This is a genomic window from Streptomyces sp. RKND-216 (assembly GCF_004795255.1).
Classification (GTDB): Bacteria; Actinomycetota; Actinomycetes; order Streptomycetales; family Streptomycetaceae; genus Streptomyces; species Streptomyces hazeniae.
The window spans coordinates 3,162,066-3,183,392 of sequence record NZ_SSBQ01000002.1; the positions used below are offsets into that span (position 1 = coordinate 3,162,066).

The following is a 21,327-nucleotide window of genomic DNA, read 5'->3' on the forward strand; positions in this document are numbered from 1 at the left end:
GGTTGTTCTCCCGGTGTTTGTGTGTTTCATAGTGTTTCGGTGGTCATAGCGTGAGGGAAACGCCCGGTTACTTTCCGAACCCGGAAGCTAAGCCTTATTGCGCCGATGGTACTGCGAGGGGGACCTCGTGGGAGAGTAGGACGCCGCCGAACAATCATTGAACGTCGACCCCCCAGACTCTGTCTGGGGGGGTCGACGTGTTTGTGGGCCCGTGCTCTCAGAGCCGGCGGATGACCTGCGCCTCCGCCCGTTCGACCGGTGTGCGGGAATGCACGTGAACGAGAGCCAGGTGGAAGAGGCTCGGAGCCAGCGGTGCCCAGCGGTGCACCCGGTCCGGCCGCAGTACGTAGCGGGTGACATCGGTCGGCCGGAAGCGCACGAAGTCCACGGTCGAGTGTTCCCACCGGTCTGCCACCCCGCGGCTGATCCGCGCTTCGAGGGCGCGGCCGGTCAGGGTGCTCAGATCCACGGCTCCCATGGCACGGACGCTAGAGGCGCCTTCGCCGAGATGTGTGATCTTGGCAGTACCGTTACCGCGCCGGGCGGCGCCGGTGCGGGCCAGGGGGCACGATGGCTGCATGGAGTACCGGATCCGGGAGGCGCACGCCGAGGACTGGCGGCGGTTGCGGGAGCTGCGGCTCGCCGCGCTCGCGGACCCGTTGGCGCCGGTCGCCTTCAACGAGCGCTACGAGGTCGCGGCGGGCAAGCCGCCCTCGTTCTGGCGGGGGCGGGCGGGGCAGGCGCGGAACGGCCGTCCGATCACCACGCTGGCCGCGGAGCTGCCCGACGGTTCGTGGGCGGGCATGCTGGTGGTGTTCGTGGAGGACGGCGAGGCGCACGTCGTCGCCGTCTACCTGCGTCCGGAGCACCGCGGCGACGGACTCGCCGAGCGGCTCTTCGACACGGCTCAGGCGTGGGCGTGGGCGCGGACGGACGTCGTCCGGATGCGGCTCGACGTGCACCAGGGCAACCCGCGGGCCGAGGCGTTCTACCGGCGCTACGGGTTCGCCCGGACGGGAGCGTCGAAGCCGGACCCGAACGACGCCTCGGCACTGGAGTGGGAGATGGTGCTGGAACGTCCGCCGCCGGCGGCTCAGGGGCGATGAGGGGCCAACTCGGGCCACCAGGTGCGGAGCTGTTCCTCCGAGCGCACCAGGGCACGGGTCACCAGCCCCGCCGGCGCGCCGTCGGACAGGAGCCACGGCAGCTCGGGCAGCGGCGCCACCGTCGCGGGGTGGTCGAGCACCAGAGTGACTGGTGGGTCGAGCCGGCCGGCGGATGACCGTGCGGCCATGCGGCGGCCGTGCCCGACCACGGCTGAGGTGAGCGCCGTCAGCAGGGGCATCGCTGCCGGGTCTCCCCGGTGCGGGTCCTCCAGGGACTCGCCCACCACGAAGAGGCTTCCCCCCTCGGACACGAACGATTCCCACGCGAGGCGATCGATTCGCGGCGGGGTGCTGGCGTTGCGTACATGGAGTTGTGAGACGCAGTTCAGCGCGCGGCGGATCAACTTGGTGGCCTCCTCGCGTCGTTCCGGGTAGGCCGTGAGGCCGGCTTCCAGTTCTCCGGAGGCGCCGGAGGCCCCGGCCGGGTTCGTGCGGAGGATGCGCAGGGCGTCCCGGGAGGAGCCCGTGAGGGACCAGCGGTGCACCTGGCGGAACGGCTCCCGGTCGAGGGCTGCCGCGTGCAGCCAGCAGCGCAGCAGGGTCTCCGCGGCGTCGTGTACCGCCGCGTCGCTCCGGGCCGGGCTGCGGACGGGGGCGAGCAGGGCGGCCGCGCGGGAGCGCGCCTCGGTCATGTCCTCGCAGCCGTGGTGCGGGGCCCAGCGCAGGCGGGTGGGCGCGTCGGTGAACTGCTCCGGGTCGTAGACGTGGACGGGGCCGAGTTTGGCGCGGGCTCCGGCGGCCTCCGCCCACAGTCCGGGATCCGCGGTGACGACCAGGAGGGCGCCCTCGGCGTCGCGGACCGCTTCTGCCGCCTCGTCCCGTCCCGCGCCGACGAGGAGGCCGTGCACCGACGGGCCGCGCCCGGGAGGCGGGGCTGTCCCCGTCGAGGCCGCAGCGGGCGGTGCGGTGCCGGGGGCCGGTACGGTCCCGGTGGCTGCGGGCGGTTCTGCCGTGTCGGCGGGGCGTTCGGCGCGTGGTGCCGGCACGGGGCCGGGTGCGTGCTTGCGCAGGTCCGGTCCGGGCCGTGACACGCGGGCGTCCTCACGGTGGGTGGCGCGGACCGCTCGCCAGCGGGTGACGGTGCCGATGAGGAAGACGGCGAGCACGGTGAGCACCATCAGCTGGCCGATGAAGAGGCCCCAGAAGAGCCCGTAGCCGGAGAGCGCTCCGTCCGGAACGCCGGGCCAGGCGGCTGCCAGGTCCTTCGGGTCGGTGACCAGTTCGCGTATCGCGAGTGGGGTGCGGGGGAAGTCGAGACCGTCGGGCCAGCTGCCGTGGGCGAGCCAGGCCGACAGGCCGGTCGCCGTCCAGGTGAGCGCCGCGAGGCCGAGGAGGAGCCCCAGGAGACCCAGCAGCAGTCCGTCGGGGATGCCGCGGGCGCCGCCGACGGCGGCACCCGCCGCTCCCGGACCGGTACGGCCGCCGGGCACGTTCACGCCACCCCGGACGCCGGGTCGTGGCCGCCGTGCCCGGGGACGTGCTCCATGGCGAGCGCGCGGGCCTCCGCCTCGGCCTCCAGCTCCGCTTCGAGGACGTCGGAGGGGGAGGGCGGTGCGGCGGCGGCCTCCGTCATCGCGCGGTCGGTGAAGACCAGCGGCCGTTCGGTGTCGGTGACGAGGTGTTTGACGACCTGGACGTTGCCGTTGACGTCCCACACGGCTATGCCGGGCGACAGGGTGGGGATGATCTCCACGGCCCAGCGGGGCAGACCGAGGACCTTGCCGGTCGCGCGGGCCTCGTCGGCCTTCTGGGCGTAGACGGTACGAGTGGAGGCCATCTTGAGGATCGCAGCCGCCTCCCGGGCGGCTGCGCCGTCGACCACATCGGAGAGGTGGTGGACCACCGCCACGAACGACAGGCCCAGCCGACGGCCGAACTTCAGCAGACGCTGGAATAGCTGGGCCACGAACGGGCTGTTGATGATGTGCCACGCCTCCTCGACGAGGAAGATGCGCTTGCGCCGGTCGGGGCGGATCCAGGTGTGCTCCAGCCACACGCCGACGATCGCCATGAGGATGGGCATGGCGATGGAGTTGCGGTCGATGTGCGACAGGTCGAAGACGGTGAGCGGCGCGTCCAGGTCGATGCCGACGGTCGTCGGGCCGTCGAACATGCCGCGCAGGTCGCCGTCGACCAGGCGGTCCAGGACCAGCGCCACGTCCAGACCCCAGGCGCGGACGTCGTCCAGCGCCACGTTCATGGCCTTCGCGGACTCGGGTTCCGGGTGGCGGAGCTGCTCGACGATGTCGGTGAGGACGGGTTGCCGGTCGGCGATGGTGGCGTTGACGTAGGCGTGGGCGACCTTGAGGGCGAAGCCGGAGCGTTCGTCGAGGCCGTGGCCCATGGCCACCTCGATGATGGTGCGCAGCAGGGCTAGCTGCCCGGTGGTGGTGATCGCCGGATCCAGCGGGTTGAGGCGGATGCCCTGGTCGAGGGCGGCCGTCGGGTCGAGGCGGATGGGGGTGATGCCCATCTCCTCGGCGATGAGGTTCCATTCGCCGACGCCGTCCTCGCCCTGGGCGTCCAGCACGACGACCTGCCGGTCGCGGAAGCGGAGCTGCCGCAGCACGTACGTCTTCTCCAGCGCGGATTTGCCGTTGCCGGACTCGCCGAGCACCAGCCAGTGCGGGGCGGGCAGTTGCTGGCCGTAGAGCTGGAACGGGTCGTAGATGTAGCCCTTGCCGCTGTACACCTCTCGGCCGATGATCACGCCGGAGTCGCCGAGGCCGGGTGCGGCCGTCGGCAGGTACACGGCCTGCGCCTGGCCGGTGGAGGTGCGCACCGGGAGGCGGGTGGTCTCCGTCTTGCCGAAAAGGAAGCTGGTGAAGGCTTCGGTGACGGCGTTCAGCGGGTCGAGTGCCACAGGGAGTCCCCTCGTCTTCTCAGCGCCGGATGCCGGTCGCGAACGGCAGCGTGTTGACGAAGGCCCGGTGGTGTTCCCGGTCGCACCACTCCAGCTTCAGGTAGGCCTTGCCGGCCGAGGCGCGGATGGTGCGCCGATCCCGCGCCAGGGCCTCGGGGTTGCGGGAGGAGACGGTGATCCAGCCGACCAGGTTGACGCCGGCGGCGCCGCTGGCGAGGTCGTCGCCGCGCTGGTCGACGCGGCTGTGCGCGGCGATGTCGCGCGGGTCGACGGTGCGGTTCATCTTGGCGGCGCGGCTGGCCTCGGCGGCGTCGTTGGTCTTCTCCGTCAGCATCCGCTCGATGGCCAGCTCGGTGGGCTCCAGGTCCATCGCCACCGCCACCGTGCGGATGACGTCGGGCGTGTGGACGAGCAGCGGGGCGAGGAAGTTGACGCCGACGGGGGTCATCGGCCACTCCTTGACCCAGGCCGTCGCGTGGCACCAGGGCGCGCGGGTGGCCGACTCCCGGGTCTTCGCCTGCATGTACGTCGCCTCGCGGGCGTCGAGTTCGGCCGGCCATGCGTTCCGCTTGGACATGGCCTGGATGTGGTCGATCGGGTGGTCCGGGTCGTACATGGAGTGGACCAGCGATGCCAGGCGGGCCTGCCCGAGCGGCTGCCGCACCCGGATGTCGGCCTCGGCCAGACGGGCGCAGATGTCGGTGAGCTCGCGGGCCATCACCACGGCCAGGCCCTCGTCCTTGGTCATGCGCCGGCCGCCGCCCGCCGAGGCGCGCGCCGCCCTGGCGATCGCGGCGCTCTCCGCTGCGAGTTCACGGCCGTAGTGCATGCAAGCGACGAGGTAGGCGCGATGCTGCTCGCTGGAGGTGGACACCATCGACTGGAGCTCGTCGTAGGACTCCTGGAGCCATCCGGCGGCCCGGTCGTCGCCGCGCACGGCGACGTCCTTGGCGTGCGCGTCGGGGTCGGCGGGCAGCGTGCGCGCGAGCATCTGGAGGCGGGTCACGAAGCCGTCGCCGTTGGCGACGTGCTTGAGCAGCACGCCGAAGCGGTCGACCAGCGCCTCCTGATCCTCGCTGTCCCGCAGGCCGACGCCGGGCCCTTCGATCTCGATGGCGGCGGTGACCGTGCGACGGTCGGCGTGCAGCAGCACGGCCAGCTCGTCGGGCCCGAAGGGCGCGCTGAGCCATGTGATGCGCCCGACGCCGGGCGGCGGCACGACGTCCACCTCGTGGCCGTTGAGCCGAACGCCGGCCTCGGCGGCGCCGGAACGGTAGGTCGCGCCGCTGCGCAGCAGCCGGCGGTAGGAACGGTCGATCTCGAACCACCTGTAGAACGTGCGCCCCCGGTACGGCACGTACACGGCGGCGAGGGCGAGCATCGGGAACCCGACCAGCGCCGGGATGCGGGCGGAGAGTACGGGGATGAGCAGGCCGCTCATCATGCCGAGGAACGCGCCGGCGACGATCAGGGCGATCTCGCCGGTCTCCCGGTTCTTGCCGACGATCGCGTTCGGCCGGGCCCGGCCGATCATGTACGTGCGGCGCGGCGCCGCGAGGTGCGTGGAGGTGGTCATCCGCGCTCACCTCCGGTGCGGCCCGAACTGCCCGCGCGGGCGGTGCGGCTGCTGTGCGGGGTGCGGGACGGGTCGCCCTTGCGCGGCGGGGGCGGCGCGGGTGCGGACGACCCCCCGTCGCTGTCGCGGGTGCTGTGGGCGGCGACGCCGCCGGAGGCGGGGTTCGACGGGCGGGAGCCGCCCCCGCCCCGGCCCTCGTCCGCGCTCGCGGCGGAGCTGCCGCCACCGCCGCGGGCGCCGTGGGTGGTGATGCCCTGTCGCAGCATCGTCGCGGGCGAGGAGACGACCGCGGCGGCCTGCCGGGAGGCGGCGTCCTGGCTGGCGTTGCGGTGGTTGACGATCTCGTCGCCGAAGCCGGGCACGAAGCGGTAGATCATCGCGGAGGCGAAGATGGCCAGCAGGATGATGGCCAGCCCGGAGACGATGGCGGAGAACGCGTTCGGCCCGTTCTCGCCCGCGAGTGCGCCGGCGAGGCTGAGCACGATCATGATGACGGGCTTCACCAGGATCACCGCGATCATGATGCCCGCCCAGCGGCGCACATGGCCCCACAGGTTCTTGTCGACGAGCCCGGCGTAGACGGCGGTGCCGAGCAGCGCGCCGATGTACAGCAGCGCGGCCCGGATGACGAGTTCGAGGTAGAGGACGCCCGCCGCGAGGATGGAGATCAGCGACACGACGATGAGCATGATCGGGCCGCCGCCGATGTCGTTGCCCTTCTCCAGGGCTTCGGCGAACGTCCCGAAGAACGCGTTCGTGTCGTCACGGGTTCCGGACGACACGGCCTCCGTCACGGCGTCGGTCGCCGTCACCACCGTGTAGAGGATCAGCGGCGTGAACGCGGACGCGAGGACGACGAGCCAGAGGAAGCCGACGGCCTCGGTGAACGCCTCCACGAAGGGCACGCCCCGGACGGCCCGCTTGGCCACGGCCAGCAGCCACAGGACGAGGGTCAGGATCGTCGAGGCGGCGAACACGATGGCGTACTGGCGGAGGAAGGCGGGGTTCGTGAAGTCGACCTTCGTCGTCTCGTTGACGAGGTCGGAGAGCCGGCGGATCGTCCACGCGGCGGCCTCGGCGCAGCCGTTCGCCAACGAGGCGAGCGGGTCGAGTACGCCGTCGGGGCTCATGAGAGTGTCCCCACCCCCGGGCGCCTCCCGGTTCCCGCCTTCACTGGAGCAGTAGTCCTTTGCAGGACCGGCGACGAGCTCACACGGGTCTTCGCTGGGAGAAGGGCTCGGAGCTGCCAGTGCCGTGGTCGGCGCAGCCAGCAGCACGGTTGGGACCGCGACGACCAGGGAGCCGATGCGACCGATGCGGTTAGCGGGCATAGGTGAAGCCTCCGTACTGCTCGGCCGCCGAACCGATCTCGTCCGCCGTGGAGATCGGGTTGTCTCCACTCACCGGGGTCGGGCCGCTCTCCTGGCTGGAGGCTGCTACCTTCCAGTCGGAACCTGCCCAGCTGAGTTTGAAGGTGACGGTGAACCAGTTCGCGGTGACAGGCTTGGTTGAATCCTCACCGGCGAGTCCGAAGAGTCCGGAACACCAGACCTCCACCGTGGCGTCGTTCCCGTTGTAGGACGTGACCTTGGCGCCGACGGGTGTCGTCCGATTGACGAAGGTGGACCCCTCAGGGGCTCGACCTGCTGTATCGAGGCCGATCCTGTCGTTGAGTGCCTGGTTGTAGTCTGCGTCGAAGCCGCTCTGGATTTCCTCGACGGCGGACGGGGCGGAGATCGCGCTCACGATCTGGTGCCTGCTGTCCCGGTTGAACATCCGGTCGCCGCCGAGCGCCACGGCGTAGTTCGCGGCGGCGCTCTGGGCGCCCTGTTCGGTCTGGGGGAAGCCGGAGGGGATGCCCGTGGTGCCGTCCTCGGTCTGGACGGGCATCTGGCCGCTGGGTGCGGTGGGTTGGGCGGCAGGACCACCGCCGGGGTCGTTCTCTTCGCCCTCTGAGCCGGAAGATCCACTCCGGTTGGCGAACGCGATCGCCGCGATCAGCAGGACCACCACGCTCACGACCATCAGAAGGCTGCGGCCCGGGCGCCCCGCGGGTCGTCTGCCGACGCCGTAGACGTCTCCGTCCTCGCCGGGCAGGCGGGTGCGGGTGCCCCGTGCCGGAGCACGCCGCGTGGACGTGCCTGCCCCGCTGGTACGACCTTGCTCGTCGTACTCGTCGCCGCCGATGCTCATGCCGGACGTGCCCCCTAGCCTCAACCGGTCAACCGCCGTCAGTACATTGTCTCCTCACATGACGTTAGCGGTCGTATCGGCTGTGTGGGTCCCGCGTTTCCACAGAGGCGGTCATCTCTTCTGAAGAGTTGCGCTTCGTGTCCGCACATCCGTCCCATGGCTCTCACAGGCGCCACCAGTAACCGGGAGATCGCCTAGTCTCGGCGTTCATGACGGACAGCGATGAGTTCGGCGGCCTTGCCGCGCACGTCGTACGGCACCTCGGGCCCGCGAAGCGGCGGTGGACGCCGCCGGACGACCGGGGCTACGGCGTCACCCTCCACTACCCGGAGCGGCAGCCGCTGCCGATCGTGTCCGCCGTGACGGCCGGGCTCCACCTTCAGGAGATCGAGGCGTCCGAGCCGATCGAACTCATCTGCACCCTCCAGACAGGCCAGGAGGCGGAGGCCGTTCGGCTGGTGAACGTCGCCGCGCAGTACGTGCTGGGGGAGGGCGGCGAGGAACGACCGCCGACCGGGCAGGACCGCATGGTGGGTGGTGAAGCGCCGTTGATCCCGGGCACGGCGATCCACGGCCTGCTGTTCGGGGCACACCCCGTGTTCCGTGAGGTGTCGCCGTTCCTCGGCGAGGACGGCAGCGTCGCCCTGCGGTTCCTCACTGTGCTGCCCTTGACGGACGGCGACCTGCGGTTCCTGGTCGCCGCCGACGTGGGGGCGGGCCGCCAGGCCCGCCTGTGGGAACGCTGGCGCGCCCAGAAGGTCGAGTTCTGGGACGTCCGCCGCCGGGACTGACCCGGCGCCTCAACGGATGCGGGCGTCGCCCGCCTTGAGGTGCTTCAGCAGCGCGTGCAGCGCGCCCGTGGACGGGGCGAGGACAGTGCCCGGCTCGTCACTCTCCCGAATACGGACACTCTCGCCTCTCCTGCCGACCTCGACGCAGTTGGTGTTCCCGTCACCGCTGCTGAACGACGACTTCTGCCAGCGATTCATGGTCACGATGCCTCACAGTACGTAGAGCAGATGCTGTACGAGGCTAAGGGAGTCGCGCTCGGAGGTGAACTCACGTTCGGCCGCTGGCCTGAGGGGAGGGAGGGCGAGCGTGGAGAGGCTGTCGAAGATTTCGTCGTACCGCGCGAGGTGTTCGGGTTCATGGAGGAATTCGGAGCCGACATCGTGCTCCAGGTACACCGTGTCGAGTCGGCGGTCCGGGCCGCGAAAGAGGACGAACGGCCCGCCGACGGCCGGGAGTAGGCCCGACCGGAAGGGCACGATCTGTACTGTCACGTGTGGCAGCGCTGAGACCTCAATCAGGTGGGTGAGCTGCCTCCGCAGAATGTCGGTGTCCACATAGCGCATCTGTAGGGCGGCTTCGTGGATCACGGCGTGGTAGTGGGGGGCGGATGGCCCGATCAGGACCTCCTGCCGCCGTAGGCGGAACTCGTAGAAGCGCTCAGCAGCATCTGCGTCGTCTGTGAAAGACCCGATGAGCGCCATCGCGTACTCGGGCGTCTGCAGCAACCCCGGCATATGCACGGTCTCGAAGCCGTAAACGCCGACTGCAGTGGCTTCGAGTTCCGCCAAGTCCCTTGCTCTGGCGTCCACATGTCTGGTGAACGTGCGCCACCAACCGGCTTTCGCCGTGGCCATCTCTGCCAGAGCATCAACATAGGTTGCAGACTTGCATCCGTACAAGGACGCCAGGCTGCGGAGCTTCGTCTCTGGGATTGCAGTCCGACCAGCTTCGATGTGGCTCAAGTGTGGCCCACCCAGCTGCACATGCTCACCGGCCTCGATGGCCGAGAGGCCGCTCTCCAGCCGTAGGCGGCGCAGTTCGGCGCCCAATCGTCGCTGTCGCTGGGTGGGGTGCGTTCGAAGTCCCATGGCCACCTCCTAGCACTTCTGGCCAAGTCGGCATTACGAGTCACAGCGTTGTCACTCGAAGGAGCGAAGAAGCCCTTCGAGGGTACAGCCTGCAACCCAATCTGCTCTAGCTTCATGTCTGAGGGCCGGAAGTGCACCGCGAGTTGGCGCGGCGAGGTCACCGGCCGAACCGGACGAAGGAGGCATCACCATGTGTCCGACGATCACGTCGACAGGGGCGCGTTTCACCGCCGTCGGGGCGGACTTCGCGCTCACGTTCCCGCCGGACCCGGTCTGGGTCAGGGCGTGCCGGGAGCTGGTGCGGACATCGTTCGACACCGTGCGACGGGCTGCCGGAGGAGCACTCCGCGAACTCGCGGAGACGGCCGTGCTCCTCACGTCGGAGGCGGCCACGAACGCGGTCACGGCCTCGGTGACGGCCGGGTGCACGCGGCCAGTCACCCTGTGCGGCGAGTGGCTGGCTCACGGCGCGCTCCGCGTCCACGTGCAGGACGCCGCTCCCGGCGTTCCGTACATCGACACGCCGGCCGAGGAGTCCGAGCACGGGCGCGGCATGCTGCTCATCGCCGCACTGGCCAGCCGCTACGGCTTCTGCCTGGACGGTCCCGGGCCCGGCAAGTCGTTCTGGTTCCAGCTCGAGCACGCCCCGGGCGCCGCCGCATGACCGCTGCCCGTACGACCCGTGCACGCGCCCGTACGGTCCGGCTGGACGCGCCCCGTCTCCAGCGGGCGGCGGACCTCGTACGACGGTTCACCGGCATCCGCGTCGAGCTGGACGTGGCACGTCCTGCCGCCGACACGTCGCGGTGCGGCAAGCACGCTGCGCTCGTCGGCGTGCTGGACACGTCGTTGCGCCCCCTGCTTCCGCCGGGGCGGACACTCGTCCAGCAGGCAGGGATCGCGCTGTCCGTCACCGGGACGATCGCCGTCCCGGACCTGGCGGTCTGCCCTGTGGGATTCCTCGGTTCCGACGACCCGGCCCTTCATCCACAGGATGTGGATTTCGCCGTCGAGGTCGTCCTGCGCCACGCCACCCTCACCACCGGCGTCCCGGCCGCCGTCGACCGTTACGCACGCGCAGGCGTCCGTGCCCTGCTGGTCGTGGACCCGCGCCCGGTCACCGGCCCCGCCGCAGGAACGTGGGCGCTGCACACCGAACCCGTCGGCGGCCACTACTGGGCGACCCTTACCGGCACGTTCGGCGCGACGGTCTCGCCCCGTCCCGGCGCCCGGACGATACCCCTCCCGCCACCCCTTCGGGGTGAACTGCCGCTCGACGCGCTCCCCGTGTACGCCCAGGGCCGATCCGGCCCTTGAGCCCGTACTCAGGTGCCTCGACGCCAGCCCCTCAACATCCAGCCCGGCGATGTCCGCGACATCCGGAATCCTCTGATGGGCCACCCCGTGACGCGGGGCAGTGGGGCGAGCCGCGTTCACGCAGTGTCAGCGGCACAGCAACGGGGGGACACACACGTGCTGCACATTCACTTCACAGCGGACGACCGTGCCCGGCTGCGCCTGGCGGAGCGGGCTGACCCGCTCTGGGGGACGGTTCTGGGCCTGCATCAGATGATCCGGCCGGACCCGTTCTTCGCCGCGTGGCGCCGCCGCACGGGCGCCGGTCTCGCGGCAGCCGGGGCGGGGGCCGACTTCCGGCTCCTCACCACACTCGCTCCGCGCAGCTCTACTTCCCCGACTTCCTCACCTCCTCGGACGACGACGGCCATCCGCTCGACGTGGGGCCCGGCATCGACAGGGTGCTGTCCACCGGAAAGGGCAGACTGCGCACCGAGATCGGCCGGCTCGCGTCCGGCATGCCGCGACCGCCCACCTGGCTCGACGACTTCGCCGCGGGCAGACCCCGCGCGCTGCACCGGCTCGGCGACGCGCTGCGCCGCTACCACGCGGTCGCCCTCGCTCCGCACGCCGACAGGGCCGCGGCCGACGTCCGCCGGGACCGGAACGACCGCGCGCGGCGTGTGCTGCGCAACGGCGGCGAAGCGGTGCTGGGCGCCCCGGGGCCGAGCGCCCGCTGGAGACCACCGGTCCTGGAGGTCGACCACCCGACCACGCAGCACCTGCGGCTGGACGGCCGCAGCCTGACCCTGGTGCCCAGCTTCTTCCCGCACGACCATCCCCTCGCACTGGCCGACCCGTCGCTGCCGCCGGCGCGGCCCTCGACGGCCTGCTCGGGCCCACCCGGCCGCCGTGCTGCGTTCCCTGGACACCGGACGCACCACCACCGCCCTCGCGGACCCCCTGCGCGTCTCCCCCTCAGCCGCCAGCCGCCACGCGACGACCCTGCGCCGGGCGGGACTCGTCGACACCGAACGGCGGGGCGGCGCCGTTCTGCGCTCCCGCACGGCGCTGGGCACCGCGCTCGTGCACGGCACACCTGAGCGCGGCGGTCCGCGACCTCGCAGGGCCTGTGCGCCACGTCGCAAAGGCCCTGCCGCGGCCGGGACCCGGCCTAGCGTTCCGTGCTGAACGAACCGAACGCAGCGGACGCGAAGTCCACGAGCCGACCCGGCCGCTTCGCACCCGTTCCGGACAACAGGGGGGGAATCACCATGCGTTTCCGGAAGTCCGTCGCTCTCGCCACCAGCGCCCCCACCGCCACCGGCGCGCTGATGCTGTCCGCTCCGGCGGCTCCGGCCGCCGACGCGAGGCCCGCTCCCGCGGCCTCGCTGCTCAACGCGACGCCTGCAACTCCAACGGCAGCCACCCGGACCTCTTCCAGGGGGACACGGGCGCCGCCGTGTCCCACGCCCAGTGCCTCCTGAAGCACGTCCGGGGCTACGACGTGGACATCGACGGCATCTTCGGTCCCGGCACCGCGAGCGCCGTCAGGAGCGCGCAGAGGGCCTGCGGCATCGACGTGGACACCACCATCGGCCTCCTGACCTGGGGCTGTCTGCACGGCCACCTCTGATCCCCGCGCCGGCGCGCGTCGCCGTCATGCCCGCACGCCGCTACGCGCCCTCGCCCTCGGGTGAACGGACCGCGTCCGGGCCGTACTTGTGGGCGTTGGGGCCGGGGACGAAGCCCTCGACGCCCTCCACGAAGTGGTCGAACTCGTCGTTGCGCACGCCCAGTACGAACGCGTCCCACTTGACCCGGGTGGTGGTGACGACGTTCTGCGGGTCGTCGCTCTGCCGCAGGTGCACCAGGTCGTCCTCGCCCATGGCGATCTCGATGCATTCGGCGTCCGGATCCGGGTCGTCGGTGGCCCGGACCCACTCCAGGGAGTCCCAGTCGGTCATACCGGCAAGGCTAGGCCAGGGCCTACGCCCTGCCCGGCGCTAGGGGGTGCGGACCGCGCGGGCCGCCAGGGCGAGCAGGCCGGCCGTCGCGTCCAGCGCCGCACCGTCCTCCGGCAGCCGTGCGGTCGCGACCCGCACGTGCGGGAGCTGCGGCCCGACGCAGAACCGGCTTCCCGGCGAGACCGTGATGCCCCGGGCCGCCAGCGTCACCAGAGCGGAGGTCTCGTCGGCCACGGGCATCCACAGCTGGAGCCCGTCCCGGTTGTCCGTGAGTACGCCGTGTGCGGCCAGACGTTCCGCCAGTCCGGTGCGGCGCAGCGCGTACCGGTGCGCCGCCTCGGTCACCCGGTCCTCCGTCGCCGGGTCGCGGAGCAGGTGGGCCACGGTGTCCTGGAGGATGCGGCTTGTCCAGCCGGTGCCGTACGTCCGCAGCACGCGCACCCGTTCGACGACGTCCTGCGGCCCTCCGATCACCGCGGTCCGCAGGTCGGGCCCGTAGGCCTTGGAGTAGGAGCGCACCACGACCGTGCGGGCGGGCAGGTGGGTCCCGACGCTGGCGGCGGGGTCCCGGGCCAGCGGTCCGATGCCGTCGTCCTCCAGGGCCACGGTGTTGGGGGAGGACTCCAGCACCGAGGCGATCGCGGCGGCCCGTCGGGCGGTGAGCGACCAGCCGCGCGGCGTCTGGGCCCGCGGCTGGAAGAGGAAGAGCGCGGGCCGGTCGGCGAGCGCCTGCCGGAGGGAGTGCGGCAGCGGCCCGTCGGCGTCGCAGGCGACCGGGAGAGTGCGCACCTCCTGTGCGTCCAGGATGTCGAGCAGCCGGGGTGCGGTGGGGTCCTCGACGGCGACCCGGTCCCCGGGCACCAGCAGCGCCTGGCACAGCAGGTGGACGCCCTCGTAGCCGCCGCCCACCGCCAGCCACGCTTCCGGCGGGAACGGCCAGGAGGGCTCGACGGCCTCCCGCAGCGCGGGGGTGAGGGAGGTCCGGGAGTAGCGGTGCAGCTGGGGGGTGCGGGCTCCCGAGGCCAGGGCGGCCTCCAGCGGCGGCAGCAGGGCCGGGTCGGGTGCGGCGATGGCCAGGTCCTGGGTGAGGTGGTCGCCGAAGTCGCCGACCCGCTCGTAGCGCACGGGGTGGATGACCGCCGGAGGGCCGCTGACCACGCTGCCGCGCCGCCCCCGCGTGGTGATCATGCGGTGTCTGCGCAGGACGGACCAGGCGTCGGCGACCGTGCCCGGACTCACCCCGAGGCGTACTGCCAGCGCGCGTACCGTCGGGAGGGACAGGCCGGGAGCCAGTTCGCCGCCGCGGATGAGGTCGGTCATCGTCCCGGCTATGCCGCGCGCGCTGGGATCGTCGAGCCGTGCGGCCAGGGTCTCCGCGGAGATCCGGTCGTGCGCCGCGGCGTCCTTCTCGCCAGCCGCGTTCTGGGTTTCCGTCACATCACTCCCTGTGCCCCAACTGCCGTCCGCAGCGTAGCTGCGGGGTCACCCTCGGGAAAACCTTTGTCCGGTAACAAAACGAGTCTTGTATGCCGCTGACTCTGAACAATAGCCTCCTGTTCGTCCGGGGATACCTCGGTGCCTTCCTGGCGCATCGTCGCGAAGCCCCATGAAAGACGACACAAGGAGTGCGTGTGTCCTCACCCGTCATCCGCCTCGGGCTGCGCGACTGGGACCACCTGGTGCCGCTCGCCTCCGGGCAGGTCACCGCCCCCGGGTTCACCCTCCGGGTCGAGGCGCGGGACACCACCCCCGACGTGCTCGCCGAGCCGGACCTCGACGGCGGCGAGACGTCCTTCAGCCGCTACGTGCAGGCCCGCGCCGCCGGGGACGACCGGCTCGTCGGCATTCCGGCGTTCGTCATGCGGGGCTTCCGCCACCGCTGTGTGCTCGTGCGCTCCGGCAGTCCGCTCACGCAGCTGTCCGAACTCGACGGCAAGCGGGTCGGGCTCACCGGCTGGCCGGACTCCGGCAACACCTGGACCCGCGCCCTCCTGCGCGCCGAAGGCGTCGGCATCGGGTCCGTCGACTGGCGGGTCGGCCCACTCACCGCCGGCGAGAGCGGCAAGGACCGGCTGGGCAGCCGCCCGCTGCCGCCGAACGTGTCCGTGCTGGACGAAGGCCGTTCCCTCCAGGAGGAACTGGCCGCGGGCCGGCTCGACGCCGTGCTGACCCCCTTCATGCCGTCGGAACTGTTCACCCACGACAGCCGCTTCCGCCACCTGCTCGCCGACCACGCGGACGCGGAACGCGCGTACTTCAGCCGGCACGGCTTCGTGCCCGGCATCCACCTGGTCACCCTGCGGCGGGAGGTCGCCGAGGCCCACCCCGAGCTGCCCGGGGTGCTGCTGGCGGCGCTGGAGCAGTCGAAGCGCCGCTGGGTTCGGCGGCGCCGCGTCCTGGCCGACACGACGCCCTGGCTCCTGCGCGAGCTCACCGAGTCGGCCCTGCTCTTCGGCGACGACTGGATGCCGTACGGAGTGGAGGACAACGCCGCCATGATCCGCGCCTTCTGTGAAGAACTCCGGGACCAGGACGTCTGCCGCGAGCCGATCGACCCGGCGGCCCTCTTCCCCGACCCGGCGCTCGCCGCCCCCGCCGTATCCGCGTCCGCGGTCGGCGCAGACCACTGAAGCGTCCGTCCCGCCTCGGGGGGCGGGACGGCCGAGGACGGAGATCCCCATGCGCACAGCCGTCGGACAGTTCACCGCCAGTCCGGACTGGAAGGAGAACCTGGCCAGCTGCCAGGACCTCGTCGCCGGAGCACGGCGGGCGGACGCGGACCTGCTCGTGCTTCCCGAGGGCGTGCTCGCCCGCTTCACCGAGGACCGCCACCGTATCCGCGAGGTCGCCCAGTCGCTGGACGGCCCCTTCGTCTCCGCACTCGCCGAAGCCACCGAGGGCGGGACGACCACTGTCGTCGTCGGCGTCCACGAACCCTCCGAGGACGGCCGGGTCTTCAACACCCTGGTCGCCCTCCGGGACGGACGACTTGTCGCGCGCTACCGCAAGCTGCACCTGTACGACGCCTTCGGCGACCAGGAGTCCGCCCACGTGCGGCCCGCTGATGAGGCGCCCGTGCTGCTGGACGTGGCCGGCACCCGCGTCGGCCTGATGACCTGCTACGACATCCGCTTCCCCGAACTGGCCCGGCTGCTGGTCGACCAGGGTGCCGAACTGCTCGCGCTCCCGGCCGCCTGGGTGCGCGGCCCCGCGAAGGAACGCCACTGGGAGGTCATGATCGCCGCCCGCGCCATGGAGAACACCTGCTGGGTCGCCGCCAGCGGCGAGTGCGGCCCGCGCAACACCGGCAACAGCATGATCGTCGACCCGCTCGGCAACGTCCGCGCCCGGCTGACCGCCACCCCCGGTCTGACCTGGGCCGACGCGGAACCCGAAGCCACCGCGAGGGCCCGCGCCGTTCTTCCCGTGCTCGCCAACCGCCGCTTCGCCGTCAGCCCCGCCATACTCGCCTCCGGAGGGCCCCGATGAACCACGCCAGCATCCGCCGTTCGACCCGCCTCGCCGTAGCCGTCACCTCCGCTCTCACCTGCCTCGGTCTCGCCGCCTGCGGCAGCAACCCGCCGCAGTCGGAGGGTGCCCAGGAGGACGCGGAGAAGACCGCCGAACAGCCTGCGCTGGAGAAGGACCCGAAGCTGCACGCCATGCTCCCGGAGAAGATCCGCGAGTCGAAGAAGCTGGTGTCGGTCAACAACGGCTCCTTCCCGCCCTACGAGATCGCCGGCTCCGACGGCCGCAGCCTCACCGGCGCCTCCGCCGACCTCGCGACCGCGCTCGGCCAGCTCCTCGGCGTGAAGATCACGCACATCACGGCCGACGGCCTGCCCAGCTCGCTCACCGGCATCAAGGCGGGGCGCTACGACATGGCGCTCGGCCCCGTGGGCGACTTCAAGGACCGCCAGGTGTCGAACGACTTCGTCGACTGGGTCCAGGAGTACGTCGTCTTCGCCGTGCACAAGGGCAACCCGAAGAACATCGAGTCCCTGGACAGCACCTGCGGCAAGCGCATCGCCGTCATGGCGGGCGGCTCCGCCGAGGGCGTGATCAAGGATCAGGCCAAGGAGTGCGCCTCGTCCGGGAAGCGCCCGGTGAAGGTGCAGTCCTACAAGGACCAGCCCGGCTCCATCCTCGCGGTCAAGTCCGGCCGCGCCGACGCCTTCTTCTCCTCCCAGGCGCCGCTGACGTACTTCGTCAACCAGTCGAAGGGCGAGCTGGAGCTCGCGGGCACCGGCAAGTCCAACGGGTTCGACGACCTGTACCAGGGCGCCGTCATCCCCAAGGACTCACCGCTCAAGAAGGTCCTGGTCGAGGCGCTGACCAAGCTCATGGACAACGGCACCTACGCGTCGATCATGAAGAAGTGGGACCTCTCGGACAACGCCCTGGACAAGCCCGGTGTCAACCTCGGCTCCTGAGCCGGACCCTCCCCCGACAGGAGTGAACGCCACCATGGCCACCTCCCACCCGCCGCCCACCACCGACCGGCCGGAAACAGGCCGCAGAAACGTTTCCGGAGCCGCGCGCATCCCCGAGGTCGACGTCGCCTCGGCCGCGCCCGTACGACGCCCGCTCCGCTGGCTCGCCGTCCTCGTCCTGGCCGTGCTCGCCACCCAGTTCGGCCACTTCCTGATCACCAACCCCAACTTCGAGTGGGGCACGGTCGGCGCCTACTTCGGGTCGGAGATCATCGGCAAGGGCATCCTCATCACCCTGGAACTCACCGTCGTGGCCATGGTGATCGGCATCCTCCTCGGTGTGCTCCTGGCCGTGGGCAGGATGTCCGACAACCCCGTCCTCAGCGGCGTGTGCGGGGCGTACGTCTGGTTCTTCCGCGGCGTACCCGTCCTCGTGCAGCTCATCCTCTGGTACAACCTCTCCGCGCTGCTGCCGCGCATCTCCTTCGGCATCCCCTTCGGGCCGGAGTTCGCCAGCGGGCAGACCAACGCGCTCATCACGCCGCTGCTCGCCGCCATCCTCGGCCTCGGCCTCAACGAAGCCGCCTACATGGCGGAGATCGTGCGCGGCGGCCTCCTCGCGGTGGACCCCGGCCAGCGGGAGGCGTCCTCCGCGCTGGGCATGTCGCAACCCCGCACGCTGCGCCGCGTGGTGCTCCCCCAGGCCATGCGCTTCATCGTGCCGCCCACCGGCAGCCAGGTCATCAACATGCTCAAGGCGACCTCGCTGGTGAGCGTCATCGCCCTCGCCGACCTGCTCTACACGGTCCAGTCCATCTACAACCGCACCTTCGAGACCATTCCGCTGCTCCTCGTGGCGTGCCTGTGGTACCTGCTGATGACGTCGGTCCTCTACATCGGGCAGTCGTTCATCGAACGCCACTACGCGCGCGGCGCGACACGCAACGCGCCGCAGAGCTTCTGGGACTTCGCGCTCTTCCGTCGGCGCGGCGCGCGCGCCGACGTCCGGGAGGCGGAGGCGCAGTCCGGTAAGGAGAAGACGCCGTGAAGACGACCACGCCCCTCAAGGAGAACAGCCCGGCCGCCGCGGCGCGGGCCCCCGAGAGCGACCTGCCGATGATGTGCGCCCGGGACGTCCGCAAGAGCTTCGGCTCGCTGGAGGTGCTCCGCGGCATCGACATGGAGGTCGCCGCCGGTGAAGTCGTGGTCCTCATGGGCCCCTCCGGCTCCGGCAAGTCGACCTTCCTCCGCTGCATCAACCACCTGGAGGCCATGGACGCCGGGTCCATCCACGTCGGCGGACAGCTCATGGGCTACCGCGTCCACAACGGCCGCGTCCACCACCTGCGGCCCCGCGAGGTGACGCGGCAGCGCCGCGACATCGGGATGGTCTTCCAGCACTTCAACCTCTTCCCGCACCAGACGGTCCTGCAGAACATCGTCGAGGCGCCCGTCGGCGTGCTGAAGCGCCCCCGCGCCGAGGCGCAGAAGGACGCGCGCGAACTGCTGGCCAGGGTCGGCCTGTCGGACAAGGCCGGGGCCTATCCGCGGCAGCTCAGCGGCGGGCAGCAGCAGCGTGTGGCCATCGCGCGGGCGCTGGCGATGCGTCCGAAGCTGATGCTCTTCGACGAACCGACCAGCGCCCTCGACCCCGAACTCGTCGGGGAGGTGCTGGCGACCATGCGCGACCTCGCGCGCGAGGGCCTGACCATGATCGTGGTCACCCACGAGGTCTCCTTCGCGAAGGAGGCGGCGGACCGCGTGGTGTTCATGGACGACGGAGTGGTGGTCGAGGAAGGCCCGCCGAGCCTGCTGGACCGCCCGTCGCACGAGCGGACCCGTTCGTTCCTCGGACGCTTCCTGTAGGGGCCGGAGGGCTCCCGCAGGGAAGCCCTCCGCTTCCAGCGCCGGTTCGCTCAGCCCCAGCGGGTGCACTCCAGCCAGACGTCCAGCAGTCCGCGGTCCCCCAGGACCTCCACGCTCCCGGCGTCGGCCGGGAGCCGGCGGTGGAAGACGCGGAGCAGGTCGGTGAGCGGGCCGCGCAGGGCGACGGTGGCCTTGGCGTGGCTGCGCCGCCAGGCGATGCCGTCGCCGGTCAGCTCGATCACCCATTCCGCGTCGACGCCGTCCGGGGCGTCGGTGGCGTGCAGATGCAGGCTCTCGCCCGCGCGGGCGCGCAGCGCGTGCAGCTCCTCGTCGTCCTCGTTGACCGGGTCGGTGAGGATGTCCAGCCACTCGTCGACGCAGTCGGCCGCCACCTCGGCATCCACCTCGTACGGCGTGCCGGGCACGGCGCCGGCGGCGTCGAAGCGGTGGACGACCGTCTCGTGCGTCATGCGCCGCGCCCAGAATCCGGCGTCAGCCCGCGCTGACCAGGACCAGACGCGGGTGTCCGGGCCCGCCTCGCGCAGCGCCGCGACCAGCAGTTCGGCGCCTTCGGCGAGCCACGCGTCCAGGGCTTGGGCATCGGCGGCGTCACGGCCGTCGTCACCACCGGCGTCCGGTGCTGCGGTCGGCCCGTGGAAGCCGGGGACGGTCTCCTCCTCCACCTCCTCGGCGGCCCGGGTGCGGACGATCTCGTGCGCCCAGCGGTGCGAGCCGCCGACGTGCACGACGAGTTCGCGCAGCGACCATTCGGGGCAGGTGGGGACCGTCGCGGAAAGGTCGGCGCCGTCGAGGGTGCGGCGCAGCAGGCGGGTCTGTTCGAGGATCTCCGCGCAGTACCGCGCGTGGTCGAGCCGGGGATCGGGGGAGGTGCTGGTCGTCATGGCGGGGACACTAGCCGCAGGTCGGCGCGACGGCAGCCGGGTTTTCCCGTGGGCGGCGAGGCATGCCCGGACGGTCGTCGGCGGGGCGGGCGGGCCGGGCGCTGCGGACAATGGCAGCCATTGGCTGCCCGGGGAAAGCCCTGTCGTGCAACTCCTGTTCATTGGCACCCTGTTGTAGTGTTTTGGTCGTGTCGGGTGACAGCCATTCAGCCGGTGGTGAGCGGCGTCCGCGTGACGTCGTGGTGCAGGCGTTGCGGCAGCGCATCTCCTGCGGCGACCTGCGGGTCGGCCAGCAGGTTCCGACGCAGGCGCGGCTCAGCGAGGAGTACGACGTGCCGCGCGGGGCCGTGCGGCGGGCGCTGGAGGTGCTCGAGGACGAGGGCCTGATCAGGCGGGCCCGGCAGGGGACGTCCGCCCAAGTCGTGCGGGCCGTGTCCGGCCGCCTCACCCCGAACGCCCCCACCCCCGCGAAGACGTCCCGGGCGCAGCGGGAGCGCGAACGGGCCGTGCGCGCGCGGACGCACCTGCCGCGCAGCGCCGGTCTGGAACTGGCCGAACGGCTGACGCGGGCCTTCCAGCAGGACCGGGTCACGGTGGACGCGTACTGCTCCAGCGGCGAGACGCTGGCCTCCGCGTTGGCCGGGCCGATGGTCGCCATGACGGCCGACGCACCGCGGCCGGAATCGGTGCGGGTGCGCGTCCTGCTGCCCGACCCGGACCGGGCCCTCGCCCTGCCGCAGGTCATCGGCGACCCGGAGGACGCCCGGCCGCGCGCCCGGCTGCGCGAGGTGATGGACAACATCTACGGCTCGCTCCGCCATTCGCTGCGCATGCTGGAGGTGCGCGAGATCGTCCCCGAGGTCCGGGTCGAGGCCCGGCGGGTGGCGATCACGCCGACGCAGCGCGTGTACATCCTCAACGGCGAGGAGGTGCTGGCCGGCCACTACCGGGTGCAGCCGCGCCGGGTGGAGCTGTACCGCGACCCGATGGAGATCTACGACGTGCTGGGCCTGGAGGGCATGCTCTTCCGGCACACGGCCGTGCCGGGCGACCAGGTGACCGAGGCGTACGTGCAGCAGACGCAGCAGTGGTTCGACTCGCTGTGGGAGACGATCGCCCGGCCCACGGGGGAGTGACCGGGCGAGGGAGACGCCGCACGGGCGCCTCGACGGTGCGGTGCCTGCC

At 71.6% G+C, this 21,327-nt stretch carries 23 protein-coding genes and 1 rRNA gene; 13 read left to right on the plus strand and 11 right to left on the minus strand.

What is annotated here, in order from left to right; translation table 11 throughout:
• Positions 1 to 35 precede the first annotated feature (35 nt).
• Positions 36 to 152 (plus strand): 5S ribosomal RNA (rrf, locus tag E4198_RS14125).
• A 65-nt stretch (positions 153 to 217) separates the two neighbouring features.
• Here the strand turns inward: rrf and E4198_RS14130 are convergent.
• The gene (locus E4198_RS14130; protein ID WP_247597682.1) at positions 218 to 478 is read right to left on the minus strand and encodes a hypothetical protein; all 261 of its coding nucleotides are present in this window, start codon (positions 476 to 478) and stop codon (positions 218 to 220) included.
• A 100-nt stretch (positions 479 to 578) separates the two neighbouring features.
• Between E4198_RS14130 and E4198_RS14135 the strand changes: the two genes are divergently transcribed.
• Positions 579 to 1,106, plus strand: a complete 528-nt coding sequence (locus E4198_RS14135; RefSeq protein WP_136183456.1) for a GNAT family N-acetyltransferase — start codon at positions 579 to 581, stop codon at positions 1,104 to 1,106.
• Here E4198_RS14135 and E4198_RS14140 read toward each other — a convergent pair.
• From E4198_RS14140 to E4198_RS14160, 5 genes are read right to left on the minus strand one after another with little or no spacing between them, the layout of a single operon-like run.
• The gene (locus E4198_RS14140; protein ID WP_136185381.1) at positions 1,094 to 2,596 is read right to left on the minus strand and encodes a type VI secretion protein; all 1,503 of its coding nucleotides are present in this window, start codon (positions 2,594 to 2,596) and stop codon (positions 1,094 to 1,096) included. The genes E4198_RS14135 and E4198_RS14140 overlap by 13 nt on opposite strands.
• 2 nt (positions 2,597 to 2,598) lie before the next feature.
• Positions 2,599 to 4,029, minus strand: coding sequence for an ATP-binding protein (locus tag E4198_RS14145; protein ID WP_136183457.1), 1,431 nt, complete (start codon positions 4,027 to 4,029; stop codon positions 2,599 to 2,601).
• A gap of 19 nt (positions 4,030 to 4,048) precedes the next feature.
• Positions 4,049 to 5,605 carry an SCO6880 family protein gene (locus E4198_RS14150; protein ID WP_136183458.1) on the minus strand — a complete coding sequence of 519 codons (1,557 nt, stop codon included), beginning with the start codon at positions 5,603 to 5,605 and terminating at the stop codon, positions 4,049 to 4,051.
• Positions 5,602 to 6,936 (minus strand): hypothetical protein, encoded by a 1,335-nt coding sequence (locus E4198_RS14155; protein WP_247597683.1) that lies wholly within the window; start codon positions 6,934 to 6,936, stop codon positions 5,602 to 5,604. Before E4198_RS14155 ends, E4198_RS14150 begins: the two co-directional genes overlap by 4 nt.
• On the minus strand, positions 6,926 to 7,798 hold the full coding sequence (locus tag E4198_RS14160) for a hypothetical protein (RefSeq protein ID WP_136183459.1): 873 nt from the start codon (positions 7,796 to 7,798) through the stop codon (positions 6,926 to 6,928). Before E4198_RS14160 ends, E4198_RS14155 begins: the two co-directional genes overlap by 11 nt.
• 209 nt (positions 7,799 to 8,007) lie before the next feature.
• Here E4198_RS14160 and E4198_RS14165 point away from each other — a divergent pair, with 209 nt between their 5' ends.
• On the plus strand, positions 8,008 to 8,589 hold the full coding sequence (locus E4198_RS14165; protein ID WP_136183460.1) for a suppressor of fused domain protein: 582 nt from the start codon (positions 8,008 to 8,010) through the stop codon (positions 8,587 to 8,589).
• A gap of 9 nt (positions 8,590 to 8,598) precedes the next feature.
• On the opposite strand, the gene E4198_RS14170 is transcribed toward E4198_RS14165, so the two are convergent.
• Both E4198_RS14170 and E4198_RS14175 read right to left on the minus strand, forming a co-directional pair.
• A complete protein-coding gene (locus E4198_RS14170; protein ID WP_168711515.1) occupies positions 8,599 to 8,787 on the minus strand; it encodes a DUF397 domain-containing protein in 189 nt (62 codons plus the stop codon).
• A 12-nt stretch (positions 8,788 to 8,799) separates the two neighbouring features.
• Positions 8,800 to 9,678 carry a helix-turn-helix transcriptional regulator gene (locus E4198_RS14175; protein WP_136183462.1) on the minus strand — a complete coding sequence of 293 codons (879 nt, stop codon included), beginning with the start codon at positions 9,676 to 9,678 and terminating at the stop codon, positions 8,800 to 8,802.
• A 190-nt stretch (positions 9,679 to 9,868) separates the two neighbouring features.
• Between E4198_RS14175 and E4198_RS14180 the strand changes: the two genes are divergently transcribed.
• The 4 genes from E4198_RS14180 to E4198_RS24900 all read left to right on the plus strand — a co-directional run bounded on the left by E4198_RS14180 (position 9,869) and on the right by E4198_RS24900 (position 12,610).
• Positions 9,869 to 10,342 carry an ATP-binding protein gene (locus E4198_RS14180; RefSeq protein WP_136183463.1) on the plus strand — a complete coding sequence of 158 codons (474 nt, stop codon included), beginning with the start codon at positions 9,869 to 9,871 and terminating at the stop codon, positions 10,340 to 10,342.
• Positions 10,339 to 10,995: a Uma2 family endonuclease gene (locus tag E4198_RS14185; protein ID WP_136183464.1), complete on the plus strand. Its 657-nt coding sequence runs from the start codon at positions 10,339 to 10,341 to the stop codon at positions 10,993 to 10,995. Before E4198_RS14180 ends, E4198_RS14185 begins: the two co-directional genes overlap by 4 nt.
• A 281-nt stretch (positions 10,996 to 11,276) precedes the next feature.
• Positions 11,277 to 12,077 (plus strand): hypothetical protein, encoded by an 801-nt coding sequence (locus E4198_RS25455; protein ID WP_247597684.1) that lies wholly within the window; start codon positions 11,277 to 11,279, stop codon positions 12,075 to 12,077.
• A 359-nt stretch (positions 12,078 to 12,436) separates the two neighbouring features.
• Positions 12,437 to 12,610: a peptidoglycan-binding protein gene (locus tag E4198_RS24900; RefSeq protein WP_168711434.1), complete on the plus strand. Its 174-nt coding sequence runs from the start codon at positions 12,437 to 12,439 to the stop codon at positions 12,608 to 12,610.
• 40 nt (positions 12,611 to 12,650) lie between these two features.
• Here E4198_RS24900 and E4198_RS14200 read toward each other — a convergent pair whose 3' ends face one another.
• Together E4198_RS14200 and E4198_RS14205 are read right to left on the minus strand one after the other, a co-directional pair.
• Positions 12,651 to 12,941, minus strand: a complete 291-nt coding sequence (locus tag E4198_RS14200; protein ID WP_051308731.1) for a DUF397 domain-containing protein — start codon at positions 12,939 to 12,941, stop codon at positions 12,651 to 12,653.
• Positions 12,942 to 12,980: 39 nt separating this feature from the next.
• Entirely contained in the window at positions 12,981 to 14,378 is a 1,398-nt protein-coding gene (locus tag E4198_RS14205) for an aminotransferase class I/II-fold pyridoxal phosphate-dependent enzyme (protein ID WP_247597685.1), read from the minus strand.
• A 194-nt stretch (positions 14,379 to 14,572) separates the two neighbouring features.
• On the opposite strand from E4198_RS14205, the gene E4198_RS14210 reads away from it, so the two are divergent.
• From E4198_RS14210 to E4198_RS14230, 5 genes are all read left to right on the plus strand, one after another.
• On the plus strand, positions 14,573 to 15,571 hold the full coding sequence (locus tag E4198_RS14210; protein ID WP_136183466.1) for a hypothetical protein: 999 nt from the start codon (positions 14,573 to 14,575) through the stop codon (positions 15,569 to 15,571).
• Between the two features lie 49 nt (positions 15,572 to 15,620).
• Complete coding sequence (locus tag E4198_RS14215; RefSeq protein WP_136183467.1) at positions 15,621 to 16,430, plus strand: deaminated glutathione amidase; 810 nt, start codon at positions 15,621 to 15,623, stop codon at positions 16,428 to 16,430.
• On the plus strand, positions 16,427 to 17,374 hold the full coding sequence (locus E4198_RS14220; protein ID WP_136183468.1) for an ABC transporter substrate-binding protein: 948 nt from the start codon (positions 16,427 to 16,429) through the stop codon (positions 17,372 to 17,374). The genes E4198_RS14215 and E4198_RS14220 overlap by 4 nt, the downstream gene beginning before the upstream one ends.
• A gap of 34 nt (positions 17,375 to 17,408) precedes the next feature.
• Positions 17,409 to 18,422, plus strand: coding sequence for an amino acid ABC transporter permease (locus E4198_RS14225; protein WP_136183469.1), 1,014 nt, complete (start codon positions 17,409 to 17,411; stop codon positions 18,420 to 18,422).
• Positions 18,423 to 18,490: 68 nt separating this feature from the next.
• Complete coding sequence (locus E4198_RS14230) at positions 18,491 to 19,240, plus strand: amino acid ABC transporter ATP-binding protein (RefSeq protein ID WP_136185385.1); 750 nt, start codon at positions 18,491 to 18,493, stop codon at positions 19,238 to 19,240.
• A gap of 50 nt (positions 19,241 to 19,290) precedes the next feature.
• Here the strand turns inward: E4198_RS14230 and E4198_RS14235 are convergent, their stop codons facing one another.
• Positions 19,291 to 20,142 (minus strand): maleylpyruvate isomerase N-terminal domain-containing protein, encoded by an 852-nt coding sequence (locus E4198_RS14235; RefSeq protein ID WP_136183470.1) that lies wholly within the window; start codon positions 20,140 to 20,142, stop codon positions 19,291 to 19,293.
• A 188-nt stretch (positions 20,143 to 20,330) separates the two neighbouring features.
• Between E4198_RS14235 and E4198_RS14240 the strand changes: the two genes are divergently transcribed.
• Entirely contained in the window at positions 20,331 to 21,278 is a 948-nt protein-coding gene (locus E4198_RS14240; RefSeq protein WP_168711435.1) for a winged helix-turn-helix domain-containing protein, read from the plus strand.
• Positions 21,279 to 21,327: the final 49 nt, after the last annotated feature.